21 protein-coding genes, 1 tRNA gene and 1 rRNA gene are annotated in these 17138 nt (G+C 63.6%); 22 read left to right on the top strand and 1 reads right to left on the bottom strand.

What is annotated here, in order from left to right; genetic code table 11:
• The 5 genes from rrf to C5C07_RS15490 form a co-directional block, all read left to right on the top strand.
• Positions 1 to 113: ribosomal RNA gene (rrf, locus tag C5C07_RS15510) — 5S ribosomal RNA — on the top strand; the annotation flags it as partial.
• 178 nt (positions 114 to 291) lie between these two features.
• Positions 292 to 368 (top strand) — tRNA-Cys (locus C5C07_RS15505).
• Positions 369 to 437: 69 nt separating this feature from the next.
• A complete protein-coding gene (locus C5C07_RS15500; protein ID WP_042662578.1) occupies positions 438 to 770 on the top strand; it encodes a hypothetical protein in 333 nt (110 codons plus the stop codon).
• Entirely contained in the window at positions 767 to 4531 is a 3765-nt protein-coding gene (locus tag C5C07_RS15495; protein WP_115805454.1) for a hypothetical protein, read from the top strand. The genes C5C07_RS15500 and C5C07_RS15495 overlap by 4 nt, the downstream gene beginning before the upstream one ends.
• Positions 4532 to 4615: 84 nt before the next feature.
• Positions 4616 to 4879, top strand: coding sequence for a MarR family transcriptional regulator (locus tag C5C07_RS15490; protein WP_115805453.1), 264 nt, complete (start codon positions 4616 to 4618; stop codon positions 4877 to 4879).
• Between the two features lie 140 nt (positions 4880 to 5019).
• Here the strand turns inward: C5C07_RS15490 and C5C07_RS15485 are convergent, their stop codons facing one another.
• Positions 5020 to 5301 carry a hypothetical protein gene (locus tag C5C07_RS15485; RefSeq protein ID WP_115805452.1) on the bottom strand — a complete coding sequence of 94 codons (282 nt, stop codon included), beginning with the start codon at positions 5299 to 5301 and terminating at the stop codon, positions 5020 to 5022.
• A 51-nt stretch (positions 5302 to 5352) separates the two neighbouring features.
• Here C5C07_RS15485 and C5C07_RS15480 point away from each other — a divergent pair, with 51 nt between their 5' ends.
• The 17 genes from C5C07_RS15480 to C5C07_RS15400 all read left to right on the top strand — a co-directional run bounded on the left by C5C07_RS15480 (position 5353) and on the right by C5C07_RS15400 (position 16963).
• Positions 5353 to 5532, top strand: a complete 180-nt coding sequence (locus C5C07_RS15480; protein WP_115805451.1) for a hypothetical protein — start codon at positions 5353 to 5355, stop codon at positions 5530 to 5532.
• A gap of 8 nt (positions 5533 to 5540) precedes the next feature.
• Positions 5541 to 5762, top strand: coding sequence for a hypothetical protein (locus C5C07_RS15475; protein WP_115805450.1), 222 nt, complete (start codon positions 5541 to 5543; stop codon positions 5760 to 5762).
• 25 nt (positions 5763 to 5787) lie between these two features.
• Positions 5788 to 6429 carry a hypothetical protein gene (locus C5C07_RS15470; protein ID WP_115805449.1) on the top strand — a complete coding sequence of 214 codons (642 nt, stop codon included), beginning with the start codon at positions 5788 to 5790 and terminating at the stop codon, positions 6427 to 6429.
• A gap of 1 nt (position 6430) precedes the next feature.
• The gene (locus C5C07_RS15465; protein ID WP_115805448.1) at positions 6431 to 8110 is read left to right on the top strand and encodes a terminase large subunit domain-containing protein; all 1680 of its coding nucleotides are present in this window, start codon (positions 6431 to 6433) and stop codon (positions 8108 to 8110) included.
• A 3-nt stretch (positions 8111 to 8113) separates the two neighbouring features.
• Complete coding sequence (locus C5C07_RS15460) at positions 8114 to 9640, top strand: hypothetical protein (RefSeq protein ID WP_115805447.1); 1527 nt, start codon at positions 8114 to 8116, stop codon at positions 9638 to 9640.
• A 158-nt stretch (positions 9641 to 9798) separates the two neighbouring features.
• Positions 9799 to 10494, top strand: a complete 696-nt coding sequence (locus C5C07_RS15455) for a hypothetical protein (RefSeq protein WP_158546592.1) — start codon at positions 9799 to 9801, stop codon at positions 10492 to 10494.
• 10 nt (positions 10495 to 10504) lie between these two features.
• A complete protein-coding gene (locus C5C07_RS15450) occupies positions 10505 to 11761 on the top strand; it encodes a hypothetical protein (RefSeq protein ID WP_115805445.1) in 1257 nt (418 codons plus the stop codon).
• A complete protein-coding gene (locus C5C07_RS15445) occupies positions 11762 to 12148 on the top strand; it encodes a hypothetical protein (RefSeq protein WP_115805444.1) in 387 nt (128 codons plus the stop codon).
• Between the two features lie 11 nt (positions 12149 to 12159).
• On the top strand, positions 12160 to 13026 hold the full coding sequence (locus C5C07_RS15440) for a hypothetical protein (protein WP_115805443.1): 867 nt from the start codon (positions 12160 to 12162) through the stop codon (positions 13024 to 13026).
• 6 nt (positions 13027 to 13032) lie between these two features.
• Positions 13033 to 13410 carry a hypothetical protein gene (locus C5C07_RS15435; RefSeq protein WP_115805442.1) on the top strand — a complete coding sequence of 126 codons (378 nt, stop codon included), beginning with the start codon at positions 13033 to 13035 and terminating at the stop codon, positions 13408 to 13410.
• 36 nt (positions 13411 to 13446) lie between these two features.
• Entirely contained in the window at positions 13447 to 13791 is a 345-nt protein-coding gene (locus tag C5C07_RS15430; protein WP_147302034.1) for a hypothetical protein, read from the top strand.
• 2 nt (positions 13792 to 13793) lie between these two features.
• Positions 13794 to 14192, top strand: coding sequence for a hypothetical protein (locus C5C07_RS15425; protein WP_147302033.1), 399 nt, complete (start codon positions 13794 to 13796; stop codon positions 14190 to 14192).
• Positions 14189 to 14581, top strand: a complete 393-nt coding sequence (locus C5C07_RS15420) for a hypothetical protein (RefSeq protein WP_115805439.1) — start codon at positions 14189 to 14191, stop codon at positions 14579 to 14581. Before C5C07_RS15425 ends, C5C07_RS15420 begins: the two co-directional genes overlap by 4 nt.
• Entirely contained in the window at positions 14571 to 15035 is a 465-nt protein-coding gene (locus C5C07_RS15415) for a hypothetical protein (RefSeq protein ID WP_115805438.1), read from the top strand. Before C5C07_RS15420 ends, C5C07_RS15415 begins: the two co-directional genes overlap by 11 nt.
• Before the next feature lie 7 nt (positions 15036 to 15042).
• Positions 15043 to 15225: a hypothetical protein gene (locus tag C5C07_RS15410; RefSeq protein ID WP_115805437.1), complete on the top strand. Its 183-nt coding sequence runs from the start codon at positions 15043 to 15045 to the stop codon at positions 15223 to 15225.
• Between the two features lie 2 nt (positions 15226 to 15227).
• Complete coding sequence (locus C5C07_RS15405; protein ID WP_115805436.1) at positions 15228 to 16451, top strand: hypothetical protein; 1224 nt, start codon at positions 15228 to 15230, stop codon at positions 16449 to 16451.
• A 2-nt stretch (positions 16452 to 16453) separates the two neighbouring features.
• Positions 16454 to 16963, top strand: a complete 510-nt coding sequence (locus tag C5C07_RS15400) for a hypothetical protein (RefSeq protein ID WP_042662561.1) — start codon at positions 16454 to 16456, stop codon at positions 16961 to 16963.
• The last annotated feature ends 175 nt before the right edge of the window (positions 16964 to 17138 follow it).

Below are 17138 nucleotides of genomic sequence, written 5' to 3'. Positions count from 1 at the left end.
CAGAGCGGTGAGGTTCCACCCGTACCCATCCCGAACACGGCAGTTAAGCTCACCTGCGTTCTGGTCAGTACTGGAGTGAGCGATCCTCTGGGAAATCCAGTTCGCCGCCCCCACTCATACAGAGCCCGCTGGACTTCGGTCCAGTGGGCTTTTTTCATTTATGGCGAGCGGCAAACGCTCGCTCGCACACTACACAGACAGCGACCGCTCTCTCGGTCGAGACAGCGAAAACGCCCGACTCAGGTCGCACACCGTCAGGCTTAAGCACAAGACAGGGATACCAGTAACTGCGCCAAGGTGGCAGAGTTCGGCCCAACGCATCCGCCTGCAGAGCGGAACCCCCGCCGGTTCAAATCCGGCCCTTGGCTTCCTACCGCTGGTTCACAATCCAAGATAAAAGCGGCTGCTGTCGCGCGTGACCAGCGAGGTGTTTCGGCGTGAGCGCCGACACCGGCACTCGCGCGGCAGACTTCGACCACAAGGCCGCCTGTTTCACCTTCGACGCCCTCGAGAAGGTCATCGTCCAGGCGGTCGCAGCGGGCGAATTCGAAGTCGCTGCTGACTACGTCGACACGCTGTTCTTCCTCGCAGACCAGCTCGACGAGTTTCACGACGAGTACCGCAGCGAGTCCGCGCGCCTCGCTGACCGCGACGCAGAGATCTCACACGAAGAGGCCAGCCTCCAAGAAGCGATTATCAAGGTCCACCGCTGGAGCGTCCAGCGCGACCACCCGGTCGCTGAGTGGTTCCAGGGAGGTGAGTCGGCGTGACGTTCTCGTTCGACTGGGAGAGTCTCCTCTGGGAGACGAGGGGGTTCCTCGGCCTCGAGGACGATGAGGCCGTCCCTCGTGACGAACTCGTCCAGCAGGCGGTCGCGAACGGTTACCAAGAGCGGGAGGTTCGGCAGGCCCTTCGCGACACGGATGCGCTTGAGCTCGCCGGCGATCTCGACGACCCGCGCGTTCGACTGGCAGATGTCGCTACAGACGCCGAGAGGCATCACTCGGCAGCCGATAAACCGGATGCCGCTTTAGATACTACTGACGACACGCCCTCCGACGACGTCGCCGAGCCCCAAGACACGACAACCACATCGTCGACGTGGGCCGACGCCGACTTCAGCGCGCCCGAGACCGGGGTGTTTCCCCCGGAACTCCTCGGGCGCGAGCAGTGGATGGGCCACGTCGAGAAGAAGCCCTTCGCACCGTGGGCTGACCGTGACGCCCCTGCACCGTGCTCGCGCGACAACCACGACGCGGAGACGACCGCGGAGTGTGACTGCGACGCCCGATGGAAGTGGGGCTTCACCGAGAACTACGTCGACGGCGAAACCATCGCGATGGCTGAGGTCGACGAGCGCCTTGATGGCCGCGCGTTCCTGCAGCAACCAGACGATCCCTACGTCTACGTCGACGGCGACGACGTTCGCGACGAGGAGACCGGGGAGATCCACCCGGCCTTCGCCGCGATCCTTGAGCACCTCGGCCTCACCTACGCCGACATTTCTCAGTCTGGCGCCGGGGCCCACGCTATCTACCGTGGGGACCTTCCGGACGGCGTCAAGCAGGCCGCATGGCAACTCGACGACGAGCCTTGGGGTTCGAACGAGGACCTCCCATCGATAGAGATCTACCCCGGAAAGCGCGTCTGCGTGATGACGGGAGAGCACGTTCCCGGCACTCCGACTGAGGTCCGGAACTGGAACGGAGATGTCCTTGACGCGCTTCTGGAAGCGAACGACCAAACCACATCTGGCGGTCGGAAGAGCGTCTCGACCGCTCGCGATGACTACGACCTGGACAACTACGAGCCCGCGGCGACGACGGCAAGCGAGACGACAGACGACATTCGTGATATCTTCGCAGCGCTTGACCGACTCGACGCGCGCCGGGTCGCTGACCGGACGATAGTCTTCAGTTGGAATGACGAGGCGTCGACAAGTCAGGGGAAGCGTGCTTTCGCTCCCACTTGGGGGAAGAACTCCAGCGGGACCGCTAACATCGTCGACGAGCGAATCTGGCAAGACACCGGCGACGAGGGAGGTTACGGTGGGCCTGTCATCATGGCGCTCATCGACGCCGGCGAGCTCTCCCACCGAAACGTCTCTCCTAGCGACGCCCGCGGAGAAATGTGGTTCAAAGGCATCGACCATCTGCGGGACCTCGGCTTCGACATCCCGAAGCTGGAGCGTTCATCAGGAACGTCTGACCGCGACGAGGACCTCCCCCCGCTGCTCGAGGACGCCATCGAGAGTGACGAGGACATCGACGCATCGCCGGAGTCAGCTCTTCCGCTGGCCCAGCTCGACGCGCTGTCGCCAGACGAGCGCCGGCGCGCAGCGAAGAAGCGTGGTCTCCGTTGGCCGTCGACGCGCGAAGCTCGCGACAAACTCTTCGCGAAGATCACCGAAGCGATGCGACACGAAGACGAGACAGTCATCGACGCGCCGACGTCGCTCGGGAAGAGCTACACCCTTGTCACCGAAGCGTGGGATTCCGAGCAGTACAAGAGCGTTACTGGAGGACGACCGGTTGTCCACCTCTCGGCGACGCGCGACGCGCGTGACGAGGCGATCGAGGCCGCCGACGAAGCTGGCATCAACTACTTCGCGCTTCTGAGCCGGCACGAAGCCTGCCCCGTGGCTGCCGGTGACCATGACCCCAAGCACGTCCAAGGCACCGACCGTCAGGCTGTCACGATCAACGGCGTGCCCGCTTCTGAGTGGCTCACTCGGATGTGCGAGGGGCGTGGAATCGCGTTCTCCGCGGCGCACCGTCACTTAGAGACACACAACGACCAGAACTGCAAGCTTCCGTGCTGCCACGGATCACCAACGACCTACGACGAGAAAGACGGTGAGTTTGAGGAGGGTGAAGCGTCGAAGTGCCCCGCGATCAAGCAGTGGGAGGACCTCCGGAACAAGGACGCCGAGGACCTCGCGGTGATCATCGCGACGCACAACTTCGCCCACGTCCCCGGGCTTCGCACGGGGAACAACGTCGTCATCGACGAGGAGCCTGACTTCACCGCCGACCTCTCGAAAGACCGGATTGCACGTGCGATCACGGCCTACCTCAAGGAAATCGACGCCCCGGTGAAGACATGGGAGTCGTTCGTCCAGCTCTCTCTCCACGAGGGGTGGGAAGGTGACGCTGCTCGCGAGCGCAACGCGCTTCGGGACCAACTTGATCGCGACCCTGACCGCGAGTGGTACTTCGAAACTGACGGCGCTCACACGTTGGCTCCCGCGCTCGCCCGTGCGATCTTCCACGCGGAGGACCGTGGGAATGGTCGTCGCGTCGGGAAGACCCCGCACGAGCCTCCACGTCTCGATGCGCAGGTCTCCGATGACGACGGATGGAATCGCGAATGGGTGTCTGTCGTCCTCGACGAGGACAACGAAGTCCGAACAGTCCGAACGGCGCCGGACCTCTCACAGGCACGGTCGGTCATCGGTCTTGACGCGCACCCTGCCCGCCCGGTATGGTCGGTTAACACCGTCCCTCACATCAACACGACCCCCGTTCTCGAGCCCGAAGAGCGCCAACTGTGGCGCCGGTTCGAACGCGGCCTTCGTGTCGTCCAGGTCGGCGATGCGACCCGCCCCCTCGCGAGCGGCGAGTACTTCAACGAGCGGCAGGTCGAGACGATCGTCGAACATCTCCACGAGGAGTACGGCCACTACTTCCGGACTGCAATCACGACCGGCGCCGTCGAGCAACAGTTGAAACAGATTATGGCCGACACCGGCGTCCAGAGCCCCGACACGATGCACTACGGCGAGGAGAAGAGCCGCAACGACTTCGCCCACGAGCGCATCGGGCTTATCGAAGGCTGTATCGACCCCGGTGACGACTTTGTGGTCGATCTTCTGGCCGAGCTCGACCTCGACGCGGCCCCGAAGATGGTCGACGTCGACGGCGAAGAGCAGCGAGCCCACGGTCGTGAGTTTGTCGGCGATGATGCTGATGTCGCTGGTGAAATCCTCGCATCGGTGCGGGAGAACCACACCGCACAGGCAGCTGGGCGCTACGCTCGGAACCCCGAAGACCCCGATAGCCACGCGACCGTGTTCGTACGAACCGACGCTGTTCCCACAGGGTTCGCTGACATCCAAGTCCCTGGTGTCGAGTGGTGCTTCACCGAGAAACAACGCGCTATCGTCGAACAGCTTCGGGAGTCCCCAACGACGACGTCAGCCCGAGAGCTCGCAGACGCAGTCGGCGTTTCGAAAGAGCATGTCCGAAAGACGCTGGGTCGCCTCGTCGACGGTGGATCTGTCGATGCTTTCGACCGAGCAGGGCCGCACGGGGCCACTTTGTATGGGGATTCTGGACTCCCAGCGTCTGGAACTGTCGATTTCGGTGACACTCAGACCGCCAACAACCCCGTATTGGACACCTATACGTGGGCGTTGGCGATATCCGACCCAGACTTCGTCGCAAACGCGGAAACGGATGAGGCTGCCACGGATGACACGGTTGACCCGGTCACTTGGGACTGGAGATCCGGGTCAACACACGGGGGATGACCCTCCGCTCACCGACGATCACCCGCTGTCGATTAGCCGAGGCTACGTCATGACTGACTATCGAATCGAGGGGGTCGGTGCAAAGTGACCCTCACCGTCGACGACGCGGTCCGGCCTATCCTCGAGGACGAACCGGCGAACATCGTTGCCGTCTGGCTCGTTCTTCAAGAGGCTGACTCGCCCATGACGACCAACGAGGTCGCTGAAGCGTCGACGTTTTCGACGACTGCCGCCCGACGGGCCCTTCGTCGACTCCTCGATCACGGGCTTGTCACACGACGCCCCGACCCCAAAGACGGACGTCGTCCCATTCACGAGCCGAGAGTTCCGCCCACAGACGCACGGTAAGCGTAGGCTTATCATCTCACGCGACTGTCTGTTTTTCAGACTCGTACCGATTCTACTCAACGGCGTCGCACCCCGCTTCGGGGGATGACCGGCGTCGGCCAGTAGCGACAGCAACTCCCAACCTCGCAGCTCGTCTTATGTCACTCACGCAGAACACACAGAGTGTCGACCGTCCCGTCCGTCCTGATCGTGCGTTCGAACGCTATGTCTGGCAGCAGCCGGGCGTCTGCAATACGTGCTTCCACCGGATCAAGCGCGACCACCGGCGGGTCGCTAACGGAGTCGCCGGCCACGACGTCCACGTTCACGACCAGTTCGGCGAAGTGACCGTCCGCGATGAAACCGGTCGTGTGACTGGAACCGAACCCGTCGGCGAACACGGCGTCAACCGGACGTACGAAGCTCGAACGGTCTGTGACCATTGTGGCTCCATCGCCGGCCGCGCGCCGGACGGGACTCGGTCCCGTCTTCAGATGGTCCAACGCGCCGCCGCTATCGCGGACCGTCTCGAGGAGGACGGCATTCGTGTTTCTCGGAAGGCGATGCGCCGCACGATCTGGTCGCTGAAGAGCGACGAACGGATCCAGGGCAAAGACCGCGAAATCTTCGAGCGGGCGGTGAAGCTCGCCGTCAAGCACGCCGGGCGGCACTAACTGGGCTCATGAGTACTTCTCCCGACGTCGTCGTCGAGACGCCTCGTGGGCACAGGCGTGCAGCGCACGTCGTGTCCGCGAAGCTGATCGCTTCACTCACGGGTGTCGACGAACGGCTCACCGTCGAGCTCGTGGGGGCGGGCGTCGAACTCACCGTGCTTGCAAGTGACTGCGAGCAGTTCGAAGAGCGCGCGGCAGCCGTTTTGCAGACTGCCGAGGCCAAGTTCTGAAACAATCATTCCATGAGGGTATCTGATGAGTAACGACGAGCCCGTCGACGGGGACTGCAACTACCATCCGACACAGGATGGTGGTTACTGCGCCCAGACGGCGGGGATGGGGACTGATCACCTTGGTGAGGGCCATTGCAAATACCACGGTGGCGCTGCACCAGGTGGCGCTCGCGAAGGATCTGGAGCTCCCGACGACAACACGAACGCCGTCACGCACGGAGCGTACGCCGACCACAACCGGTTTTATCAGAAAGTCCTCGACGATTCGCTTCGCGACCTCGTTGACGACATCTTCGACGACTACCTTTCAGACTACGAGGACCGTCACGGAGAGCCCCCGTTAGGGCACGAGATGGAGCTATTCCGGATATCTGTCGCGCACGTCAAAGACGTCGTCCTCGATAACTGGGCAGAGACCCGACCGGACGACTTGGACTCGGGCCACCCGCTCGTCGATAAAGAGACTCAGATCAAGACGACACAGGACGGTCGAGCGCTGAAGCAACAGCGATACCGCGAGAGCGTTGTCCTCGCCGCCCAGGGGAAGCTCTCTCGTGACCGTCGCCAGTGGTTGAAGGACCTCGGCCTGCTCGAAGATCCGGACTCCCAGCAGGCCCAAGCCATGGGGACGCTCGTGACTGCACTCACGGGAGGGGACGACTGAAATGAGCCTCGCTCCCGACCAACTCTCGTCTGATGAAGAGTTCGAGCTCCCAGAGACGGCAGTTGGCTCGGGTATCGCCCCAGACGACCTCGTCGTCGAGGACGGCCGCGTGCTCGAAGATGGGCGGGCGTACTGTCCCAACGAAGGATGCACTTGGTGGGTCCCGGTCGGGCGAGAGCATCTCGCCGACCGCCACGTTTGCCCGGCGGAGGAGGGCGTCTACGACATCCCCGACGACTTGGTCGACGCCAGCGACCTCTCCTCGACGGAGTACCTCTCACTGTTCGTCGAGGATGGTGTGTGGACCCAGGACGCCGCGAACGACTTGATCGAGGACCTCAAACCCCGGCCGCGCTCGGAGCGCATCCGCTTGCTGTTCGGCTGGGAGCTCTTCGACTTCCAGCGCGCGATGGCGGACGACCCGTGCCCCGACGTGTCAGTTAACTGTGGGCGTCAGATCGGGAAGACCGAAACCGGCGGGGCGATCGGTGCGGATGCCGCGCTCTTTTCGGCGATTGAGTCCGGCCACGACGTGATGTTCGCCGGCGACGTCAAGGACACCGCTGTCGAGATGTTTCGGCGGTGCACGCAGCACTTCGAGCGCTGTCCGCTCTCGTTGGAGCAGATCGGCGTCGCCAAAGACAACGAGACCTCTTGGGAGTTCGCGAACAGCACGCGAATTCTCTCGGGGACGCTCAAGGACGGCGGCGACAACGAACGCGGTGTCCTCCCGAAGGTAATCGTCGTCGACGAGGGGGCGCTGATCAAGCGGTCGGCGTTTCAGGACGTCATCGAGCCGATGTTCGCCACCCACGGCGACGACCACGAGCTGTTCGTTGTATCGACGCCACGTGGGGAGGCGGGCTATCACTACGACGCGAACACGCCGGACAACGAGCCCGATTACTTTTCGCCACACTCGGTCCCGACGTCGGCCAATCCGCTCGTCGACGATGACTTCCTGCTCAAGAAGCGTGCGTCGACGGACTCGATTTCGTGGCGCCAGGAGTGGCTCGGCGAGTTCGTCTCCGAGGGCAACGCGTACATCCCGACGTCGATCTACCGCCCGTGCCAGCACGACCTGCCGACGGCCCCTGGCGAGTTCAACTCGGTCCGCGTGGGCGACCACCCGAGACCGGGTGTCGAGTACTACGGTGGGTGTGACGTCGCCGGCGAGGGACGGGACCGCACGGTCTACATCATCATGACCGGCGACGGAACGGCCGTCCATATCGAGAACGAGGAGACGTCGAAGACGCCTGCTGTTCTCGGTCGCATCGGAGCGCTTCATGCCGAGTTCGACACCGTCGCGTTCGGTGTGGACAAGAACTCGATTGGTGAGGGCGTCGTTCAGTTCGCCGACGTGGACCGCTCGTTGTCCAACGTCGTTGAGGGGATTCCGTTTTCGACGCCGCAGAAGTCGGCGATGTACAAGGCGCTCAAGAAAGCGTTCGAGGGCGAGGAACTGACCCTCCCAAAACACGGCCGCTTGGAGCGCGAGACGACGAAGATGCGCTACGAGTACACGGCGAACCGGCACGTCCGCGTTCACCATCCGGAGAACGGACACGACGACCATCCGGACGCGCTGGCACTGGCGAACTGGGTGCGGAACAACCGGTCGAAAAAGACCACGCGGCGACGCCGTGGGACCTCGCCGTCCAAAGGAAGCATCAGATAATCCATGAGTGTCACATCACTAACTGGCCGAGTCCGTGGACGCGTCGAAGCCCTCGCAGCTGGGCTTTCGCAGCAAGTCGAGTCCGTCACGCGCAACTCTCGAATCTTCATCGAGAACAGCGACGTCGACGACCTCAACCCCCCGGACGACATCGACGAGTACCATGACCTCTACCGCGAGGTCGGCATCATCCGGGCGAACATCAACCAGTTCGTCCGCGACGTGACGAAACCGGGCGTCCGGATCGAGGCTGACGACGAGACCACCCAGGCGTACTTCATGGGTGGCGAGGGTGCTCCAGACTTTGCGCCGACGGGCGGCTTCATCGACAACTGCGCGGTCATCGGTGGTGAGAAACACAAGCCGTTCTACCCGTTCCTCGGCGTCACCATCGCCCAACGCTGGACCCGTGGCACGAACCTCATCGAGCTCCTCAAACAGGATGGGTCTGAGGAGAAGCCTGACGGCCCCATCACGGGATTCAAGCACATTCCACCGGAGACAGTGTCGGCCCGGACCTACGCCAACACGAACATCCTACTTGACCCCGACGACACCAAGATTTCTGACGAGGTCACCAAGCGCGGCGAGGCAGCGGCGTACGTCCAGTTCGACGACAACTCTATCGTCGGGCGTCGGATCGGTGGGTTCGATAAAGACGAGATCACGTTTTCGCAAAACGACATCCTCAAGCAGGTCCTCAACCCCGACATCGGGGGCGACGACGCGACCGAAGACGGCGTCTTCGGGACGTCCATCATCGAGTCCTGTGCGACGGACGCTGAGGAGTACCAAGAGATCAAGCGCGACCGGGCGCGAGCGGTCAAGACCAAGGCGTACGGCGTGTGGGACGCCCAGTTCAACACTGAGGTTACTGAGACGCCAGATGAGGTCATCCTGACTGAGTGGTCCGACGACGACCAAGACGACTGGCTGGATGGCGTCGAAGGTCTCGGGCCGGGTGACATCATCGGCCACGACGGCTCGATCGAACTGAACCAGTGGGAGCCGAGCGTCCCCGACCTTGACGACACGCTCAAACACTACGTGTCGGACATCCTCGCCCCGCTCCCAGCGCCGAAGTACGCGACGGCGTTCGGCGAGTCCATCGCGAATCACGTTTCCGACCGACAGGAGAATTCCTACCAGGACACGATCGAGGAAGAGCGCAAGTACCAGTCCCGCTCGTGGACCCAAGCGTTCCGTGCGGTCGCCGAGCGCCATCCGAAGCTTGACCCCTCCGGCGTTCGGGTCCTCATCGAACCCGAAGAGGAAGCGTCGCCAGTCATGTCGCTCGACGACGACGACATCGAACGGCTGGAGCGATTCGCGAACGCCTTCGACAAGATCCGGGGCGACCAGCCGACCGATATGTTCGCCGACCCGGCGGTCCTCCTGCAGATGGTGCTCCAGCTCCCAGAGGAAGCGCTCCCGAGCGACCTCGACGCCGACGTCGACGAGTCGGACCCAGAGGTCCAAGCGATGGCGGAGCAGCTGACCGGGACGGCACCGGCAGGGGGTGACGACTGATGAGCGCGAGCGCGGCTGCAGACACGTCCACGCCCCCGACCCCAACGGCTGCTCATGAGCGGTATGTCGAAAAGGCCCAAGAGCGCGAAGAGCCGTCTCGAACGCGGACGATTCGGGCGAACTACGCTCAACGTCTTCGGGGGCGGTGGGCGGCCATCATGGCGGCGCTCCGGCAGGGTATCGTCGACCTCGATGCGTTCGGGCTCCAGACCGAGGCGCTCGTCGAGCCGCCACGAGGCTTCGACTTCGAGACGGAGGCCCAGCAGGTGCAGGCGTTCAACCGGTGGCTCCAGCAGCAGACCGAGCGCGAGATTCTCCAACAGTACGGCGACGACAACCAGTTCGTCAAGCAGGCGTACGAGCGCGGCGTCAGCGCGGCACAAACTGAGCTTCGGACGCTCAAGCTCGGGACGTCTGGTGAGGTGAGCGCCGCTCTGCAGCTCCCCGTTCATCGCGAGCAACTGCAGGCGCTTTACACGCGGAACTACGGGGCCCTGCAGGGGATGACGGACGCCACCGCGAACCAGATGCGGCGGGTCCTGACCGAGGGGCTTGCAAGCAGTCACGGGCCGAAGCGAATCGCCCGCGACCTCGCTGACCGCGTCGACCACGTCGGCAAGTACCGGTCGAACCTCATCGCCCGGACGGAGGTGATGCACTCGCACAACCGAGCCCGGGCGACCGAGTGGAAGCGGTCGGGAATCAAGCAGGTCGACATCATGCTGGCCCCTGGTGCGTGCTCGGAGTGCCGAGCGCTCGCAGCTGGCGGGCCGTATTCGATCGACGAGGCTCCTGGGCTTCTCCCGTTGCACCCGCAGTGCAAGTGCAGCCTCTCGATTCATACTGGGAGGTAATCCGAATCCTATGACTGTTCACGAACTGTTCAACAGCGGTATCGCAGCCCTCGCCCACGACCCCGAGGACGCTCTGCGCGTCCATGGTGTCGTCCTCGGTGAGGGTGACGTCACGAATGGCCTCTCGGGTAAGCAGACTCGCTGGCCCGCTGACATCCTCGAATCGATGGTCGACTTGCTTGAGGGCAAGCCGATCACGATGGCCGACTCGCTCGATCCAGAGCAACACGTCGGCGTCGAGAAGACCGACGACGGTGCTCGAGCAACCGGCGCGGTCACGATGGAGGAGAAGGTGGGCGAGATCACCGCCGCGGCGTACGAACCCGGCGTTGGGCTGCTTTTCGAGGGGTTCGTCTCCGACTGGGACGCTGAAGACGTGGTCGAGCGCGGGCTGGCGCAAGTGTCGCCGGTTATCGTTCGCGAGCTCGACCTCGTCGAGGGCGAGGCCGGCGAGGACGATGCACTGTACGAGCCGACTGCGGTCTCGGCCGTGCGCGACCTCGCGATCGTCGCCGATGGTGCGGCACCATCGAACGACATCGCACCCGGCCCGTCGGCGGACATGACGGCGACGGCCGCTGCGCTCACCTCGAACTTCGATGTTCAGGTGGAGGCGCTGGCGGACGGTGGTCTGGAGGTGACGAACACCGGGGGCGATGACGGCCAGGACGGCGGTAACGGCCAGAGCACCCCGGCCCGCGGATGGAGAGCATCCATGACAGAAGACAATCTCACTGACAAAGAGCGCGAGCTGCTCGCAGTCGCGGCGCAGGCTGACGACCCCGTCGTCGCCGAAGCCTCCGAACTGGAGCGACTCGACGTGCTCGACGACAACGAGGAACTGATCGAGACCGCGGCGGAACTCGACGACCCGAAAGTCGAATCCGCTGACGAACTCGAAGCGATGCGACGTCGGCTCGAAACGGTTGAGTCGATGTTCGACGAGGCGCTCACCGAACAGCGCGGACTCCGCGAAACGACGGTCGAAGCCATGAGCTTCGAGGCAAAGGCATCGGAATTCGAGACCGACGGCGGCGACCTCGACGTCGAGGCGCTGACGCAGAACCCCGAATCGGGGAGTTCGTCCTCTTCTGGAGGTGGCAGCGGCGGACCGAGCGAGGAAGACCGCGAGCGCATCCAGCAGATCAGCGAGAAGCTCGACACCGTCGGAAACATGCTCCCCGACTCGCGTGTCGAAGCCCTGCAGGACGAAGCCGCCACGCTCGCCGGAACCGACGACTACGACGGCGCCCTGGAGGTGCTCTAAATGGGTACCAATCCGGGACAAGGAGGCGGCGACAGCACGACGACCATCGGATACAGCGACGCAAGCGACACGACGTCGCCGGGCGACGCGGTCGGCATCACCGGCGGCGAGGTTGAGCCCGGGACGGACACCGAGAACCTGCTCGGGGTCCGGGCTCGTGGCCGAGCGACGGAGAACTCTGGGGTCGCCCCAATCCACGTCGGCGGTCCGTGTGTCGCCGCGGTCGAAGGGTCGGTCGCCGCCGGCGACGACCTCGACCTCGGAGCGACTGGCGCTGCGGGCGAACTCGAAACAACGGCCGGGGGGCCTGCCCACGCCCTTTCGGACGAGAACGGCACGTGGCGCGGCCAGACCGCTCCCGCCGGCTACGCGTGGGTCCTTCTCTGAGGTGATCTGATATGGCACAAACTGCAGCCGACATCATCGACGACGCCGACGTTCGCGCGATCGTCGAGAAGATTCGCAACAAGAAGTACCAGAGTCGTACCGCGTTCCGCGACTACGACGCGACCAACAACGACAGCAACTCGGTCGAGTTCCCGATTTCCGACGGCGAGTTCGACGGCGATGTCGCTGAAATCCCGCCGGGGAGCGAGTACCCCCGTGCGACGAAGGACTACGACAAGGTCCAGGTCGCCCACACGAAGTACGGGCTGGAAGTCGTGATTCCCGACGAAGACGTCGAGGACAACGTCATCGACATCACGATGGATCAGGAAGAGGACCTGATCCGCGCCGAGGAGACGCGCGTCGACGGCATCGCGTACAGTATCCTGTCGAACAACACCAACAGCGCCGGCGCGATCGACGCGAACAGCAACTCCAACGGCGTCATCGAGTACGAGGACATCACTCTCGCCCGACAGCTCGCGTTCAACGACGAACTGGACATGGCCGAGCTGCGCCTGCTCACCGGTGGGCAGAACATGAACGACCTGCTGAACATGGACAAGTTCACCCAGGCCTCCGATCTCGGTGATCAGGTCCTCCAGCAGGGTATCCTCCCCGGCGGGAACCTTGTCGGCCAACAGGCGTTCCTCGGCGTCGTCGGCGACATCCCCGTCTACCTCGACAACACGGGCAACTACGCCGACGGCGAGGCCTACCTCGTCGACCCGACGAACTTCGGCTGGGAGTCGACCCGGCGCGCCCTCGACGTCTCGAGCTACTACGACGAGTCCATCGAGAGTACTGTCTGGCAGATCGACGAGCGTGTCGGCTTCGCCGCGACCCAACCGAGCGCGAACATCGCGATCGACACGTAACCGCCCATGCCTTACCTCAAACACAGCAGCGGCGGGCCGGTTGAACTCCGGAACTCGCAGATCCTCGGCAAGGACTCCCCGCTGGAGTTCGACGAGGACGGCTATGCGTTCGTCGACGACCCGATGGTCGCGAGTAAGCTGCTCGCGATGCACCGGCACATCGAGCGTGGGGGCGACGGGCCCGAAGACCCGGACACCGACGCCAAGCCGAGCGACCCAGAGGCGTTCGACGCCGAGTCGTTCGTCGACCGGACGCCCATGTCCGATGTGATCGACGACATCGAGTCCGGCGAGTTCGACGACCACCTCGACGCCATCGAAGTCGCGGAATCGGACGGTCGAGACCGCGACGGCGTCCACAGCGCAATCGACGCGCGGGAGTAATCCATGCCAACGGCCACTCCCGACGACGTCCGCGCGGTGCTCGGGTTGGCCGCGCCGGCCGATGACCCGCTTGCGCTTTCGGATGCTGACATCTCGGCGAAGCTCGATGACGCCGAGTGGGAAAACGACCGTGCGAACGACACCGACGACTGGACAGACGCACACAAAAAGCAGCTCGAGAAGTACCTCGCGGCGCTCAAAATCCGGTCGACGGTTGACCGCGCCATCGAAGAGGGATCTCAAGAGAGTGGGTCTGTCGTCTTCGAGGGCTCGTCGCTGTCCGAGCTCCGGAAAGAGGTCGCAAAGCGCGACCCCAGCGGAACGCTCGCGACCAGCGTGATCCGCGATTCCTCCCGGTCGATCAACACGACGGGAGAATGACCATGCCGAACGCTGGCGTCACCATCATCGGCCTGAATCGCCTCCGACATCGCTTCGACGAACTTCGCGAGACCTGGGGCGGGACTCACAGCTGGGTCGTCGGGTCCAGCGGCGTCGAGTACGCCGTCTATCTCGAAACGGGGACCAAAGACATGCCCGCGTATCCGTGGTTCCGACCGGCGGTTATCCACGTCATGCGAGCCCAAGCTGACGACATCGCAGACAGCGTCGACAGCATCGACGAACTGGTCGAAGAGCTCGCGAAGGCGATGATGAACCAGATGAAGAAGAACGTCAACGCCGGCGAGGCTGAAGACCGCAGTCCCGGAACGGACGACGAGCACCCGAAAGTGCAACTCGGAAACCTCCGAGCAAGCATCACCGCGAGGCGCATCCGATGACGTTCGAGAACCAGACATCGCGAGCGTTCCGGCGACTCGGGAAAACCCTTGGCCGCCAGCTCACCGTGACGGTCACCGTCCCCGGCGAGGACGACCTCGGTCGTCCAGACGGGACAGAGACCGTCGAGTCGGAGACGACCTACCAAGGACGTCTCGAGACGTCGACGCAGTCCAACTGGATGCAAGACAACGGTGGGACCGACGTGGAGATGGACGTTGAACTCTGGCTCCCCGACGACGTCGACGTCATCCCACGGGATAGCACCGGCAGCAAGAACATGACCATCACCGACGAGCGGACGGGGAAAACCTTCGTCCCACTCGACTACCACGACGAATCGAATTCGTGGGTGCGAATTGAGGCCGTGGAGGGCGCCAATGCCGAGTGAAAACCCTCTGGATAGCATCGTGAAGCTCCTGCGTCGAGAATTCGAATCGGCCGCCGTCTCTGTCCCGTTCACCCCAGACGACGATATCGCCCCGACCGACGACAGCGGGGCGAACCAACCACCGTACGTGTCGGTCTCGAATAAGTCCGAGAGTGTCGTCTCCGGTGGCGAGACGAACGCGACGGGCATGGCCGCTGACGGCTCGGGAGCTGTCCAGGTCATGCTCGGCACGTGCCTCATCGAGTGCAACGGCGGCCATCGCGAGACCGCAGGCGTCGCCCAGACCGTCGCCCACGAACTCGCTCAGGAGACGGGGCGCGTGCTTCGAGAGGCGACGACTGACGGCGAGCTCCGGATCTTCGAGCCGACGGGCCCGCAAGAGGTCCGAAAAACCGAGCGCGAGCCGCCGGAGCACGCCGAGCAGTTGTTCGCGACCTACGAGTACGAGGCCTGAACCTGAGATGTACGTACAGAACGACAACACCGCGACGCGGTCGCTCAAATGCTCGTGGATGGACGAGCCGGTCTCGTTCACCGAGGACGGGACGGCTCGCTGCCCACGCGACGTCGGCGAGCGACTCGTCGACGAGTTCGACAGCATCCACGTTCACCCGACCAAACGAGAGAGCAGCTCTACTGAGTAACTATGACAGAACCAGACGAGGGAGGGATTCGTCTTCAACGAGGCGAGTTCGTCCGCGAGACCACTCGCGGCGAGCCCCCTTCCGATCCGAGTTTCGAGGCGTACAGCGACACGATCATGATGTATCCCGGCTGGGAGCCGGAAGCGAACATCGAAGCCCAACGCGGCGTCGGCACGTACCGACCCGAGGACTTCTTCGCCGGCCCCGAAGACCACTCCGGCATCACCATCGCCTACCACCTGCAGCGTGCGCTCGTCGACGGCGACGGCGACCCCGTCGACGCCATCACCGACGGCATCCAGCGCGATGCGGACAACCGGCTGAAGAACACCCACACGTTCGTCGGGCGCGAAGAACACAACGCCGGTGGTGCCGCGGGCGGTGGGAAGCGCATCTTCTACGTCGGCCACGGCGGGCTCGTCGCGAGCGGAGAGATACCGTTCGCGACGGACACCGCGCTCCCGATCGAGAACTCGCTGACGTACGACTTCAAGCGCTTCATGGTCTACGTCGTCGACCAGCCGTCGGGAAGCACGACCCTCGACGTCGAGTCGACCGATCCCAGCGACACCTCGCAAACGCTCACCATCGAAGACGAGGGCGCGACGACGACCGAAGATGTCACCCTCAACGGGACGACGACCGAGACGACCACCGAATCCTTCCCCGGCATCGACGCACTCTCGCTCGACGCTGAAACGACCGGTGACGTCATCGTCAAAGACGGGAGTGGCAACGAACTCGCCCGAATCGCTGGCTCCGACTCGTACGACCAGGGCGAAGGCGACCTCGGGATTCCGGCGCTCGGAGGTGGCTCGCACGCCGGCAGCGTCGGGACGCCCTTCGAGCACTTCATCGACGACTCGATCGAAGCGACGACGGGCTCGCTCGGCGGGACGAACGCCCGCATCGTCTCGTCGTCCTTCTCGTTCGACAACAACGTCGACGCCGACACCGTCGGTGGACGTTTCCGGTCACTCTATGAAAACGAACAGACACTTTCGCTGGACGCGGAGGTCTTCGGTCCCGAATCGAACGCGAGAGAGATCGAGGCCTACCTCCAGAACAAAGGCATCGACGTGAAGTGGACGGCCGACTCGTTCACGGTGGACCTCACCGGTGGCACTCGAACAAGTTCTGGAGAGGCGAACAAAGAAGCGAATCAGGGGCGAGCGACCATCTCGCCGCAGTTCGAGTTCGCTGACATCACCCTCGCGAGTGTGTAATCATGACTGAAGACATGCCCACGACGAACGACGGCGACGACCTCGAACTGGCTGACCCGAACGACTGGTTCGTGCGGCGCAAGGACGGCGACAGCCGTCCCGAGCCCGTGAAGCAACGCATCCCAGGGACCGACAAGGCGATTCTCGTGCGTCCACCCTTGAATGGCCACCTGGAAAAATGGGACACCAGCCTCACCAGCGACGACCCTGACCCGGAGGACCTCGCAGAGATGTTCAACGTCTGTCTTCCACAGTTGGACTTCGAGGTCACGCCGGAGATGATCGAAGGCGACCTCGACGGCCACGAAGGCATGATCGGCTACGGTGTGATGCCGCTACGGGAGGCCATCAAGCACGCCGCGGGTTTTCGGGCCTTCCTCGGGTATCGGGAGAGCCAGGCCGAGCAAGTACGGGTGGCTCGCGGGATGGTCGAGTCGCTGGGGCTCGACGAGGAGGCCGAGAACGACAACTCGGACGATACGAAACCGCCGCTCTCCGAGAGTACATCCTGACGACCGAAGGGCCATGGGACTACGTCGGCGAGAACTCCTATCGAAACCTGACGCCACAAGAGGAGCGTCGCTGGTTCGAAGGTCGAAGAATTTTCCACGAACTCAAGAACAAATCGAGACAATCAACTCCAGAGTCGCCGTCGTCGAAGCCGACGTACGAACGCGAGCGAGAAGA

It is taken from the genome of Haloferax sp. Atlit-4N, from assembly GCF_003383025.1.
GTDB lineage: Archaea > Halobacteriota > Halobacteria > Halobacteriales > Haloferacaceae > Haloferax > Haloferax gibbonsii.
This window is presented reverse-complemented; position numbering and strand designations above follow the sequence as displayed.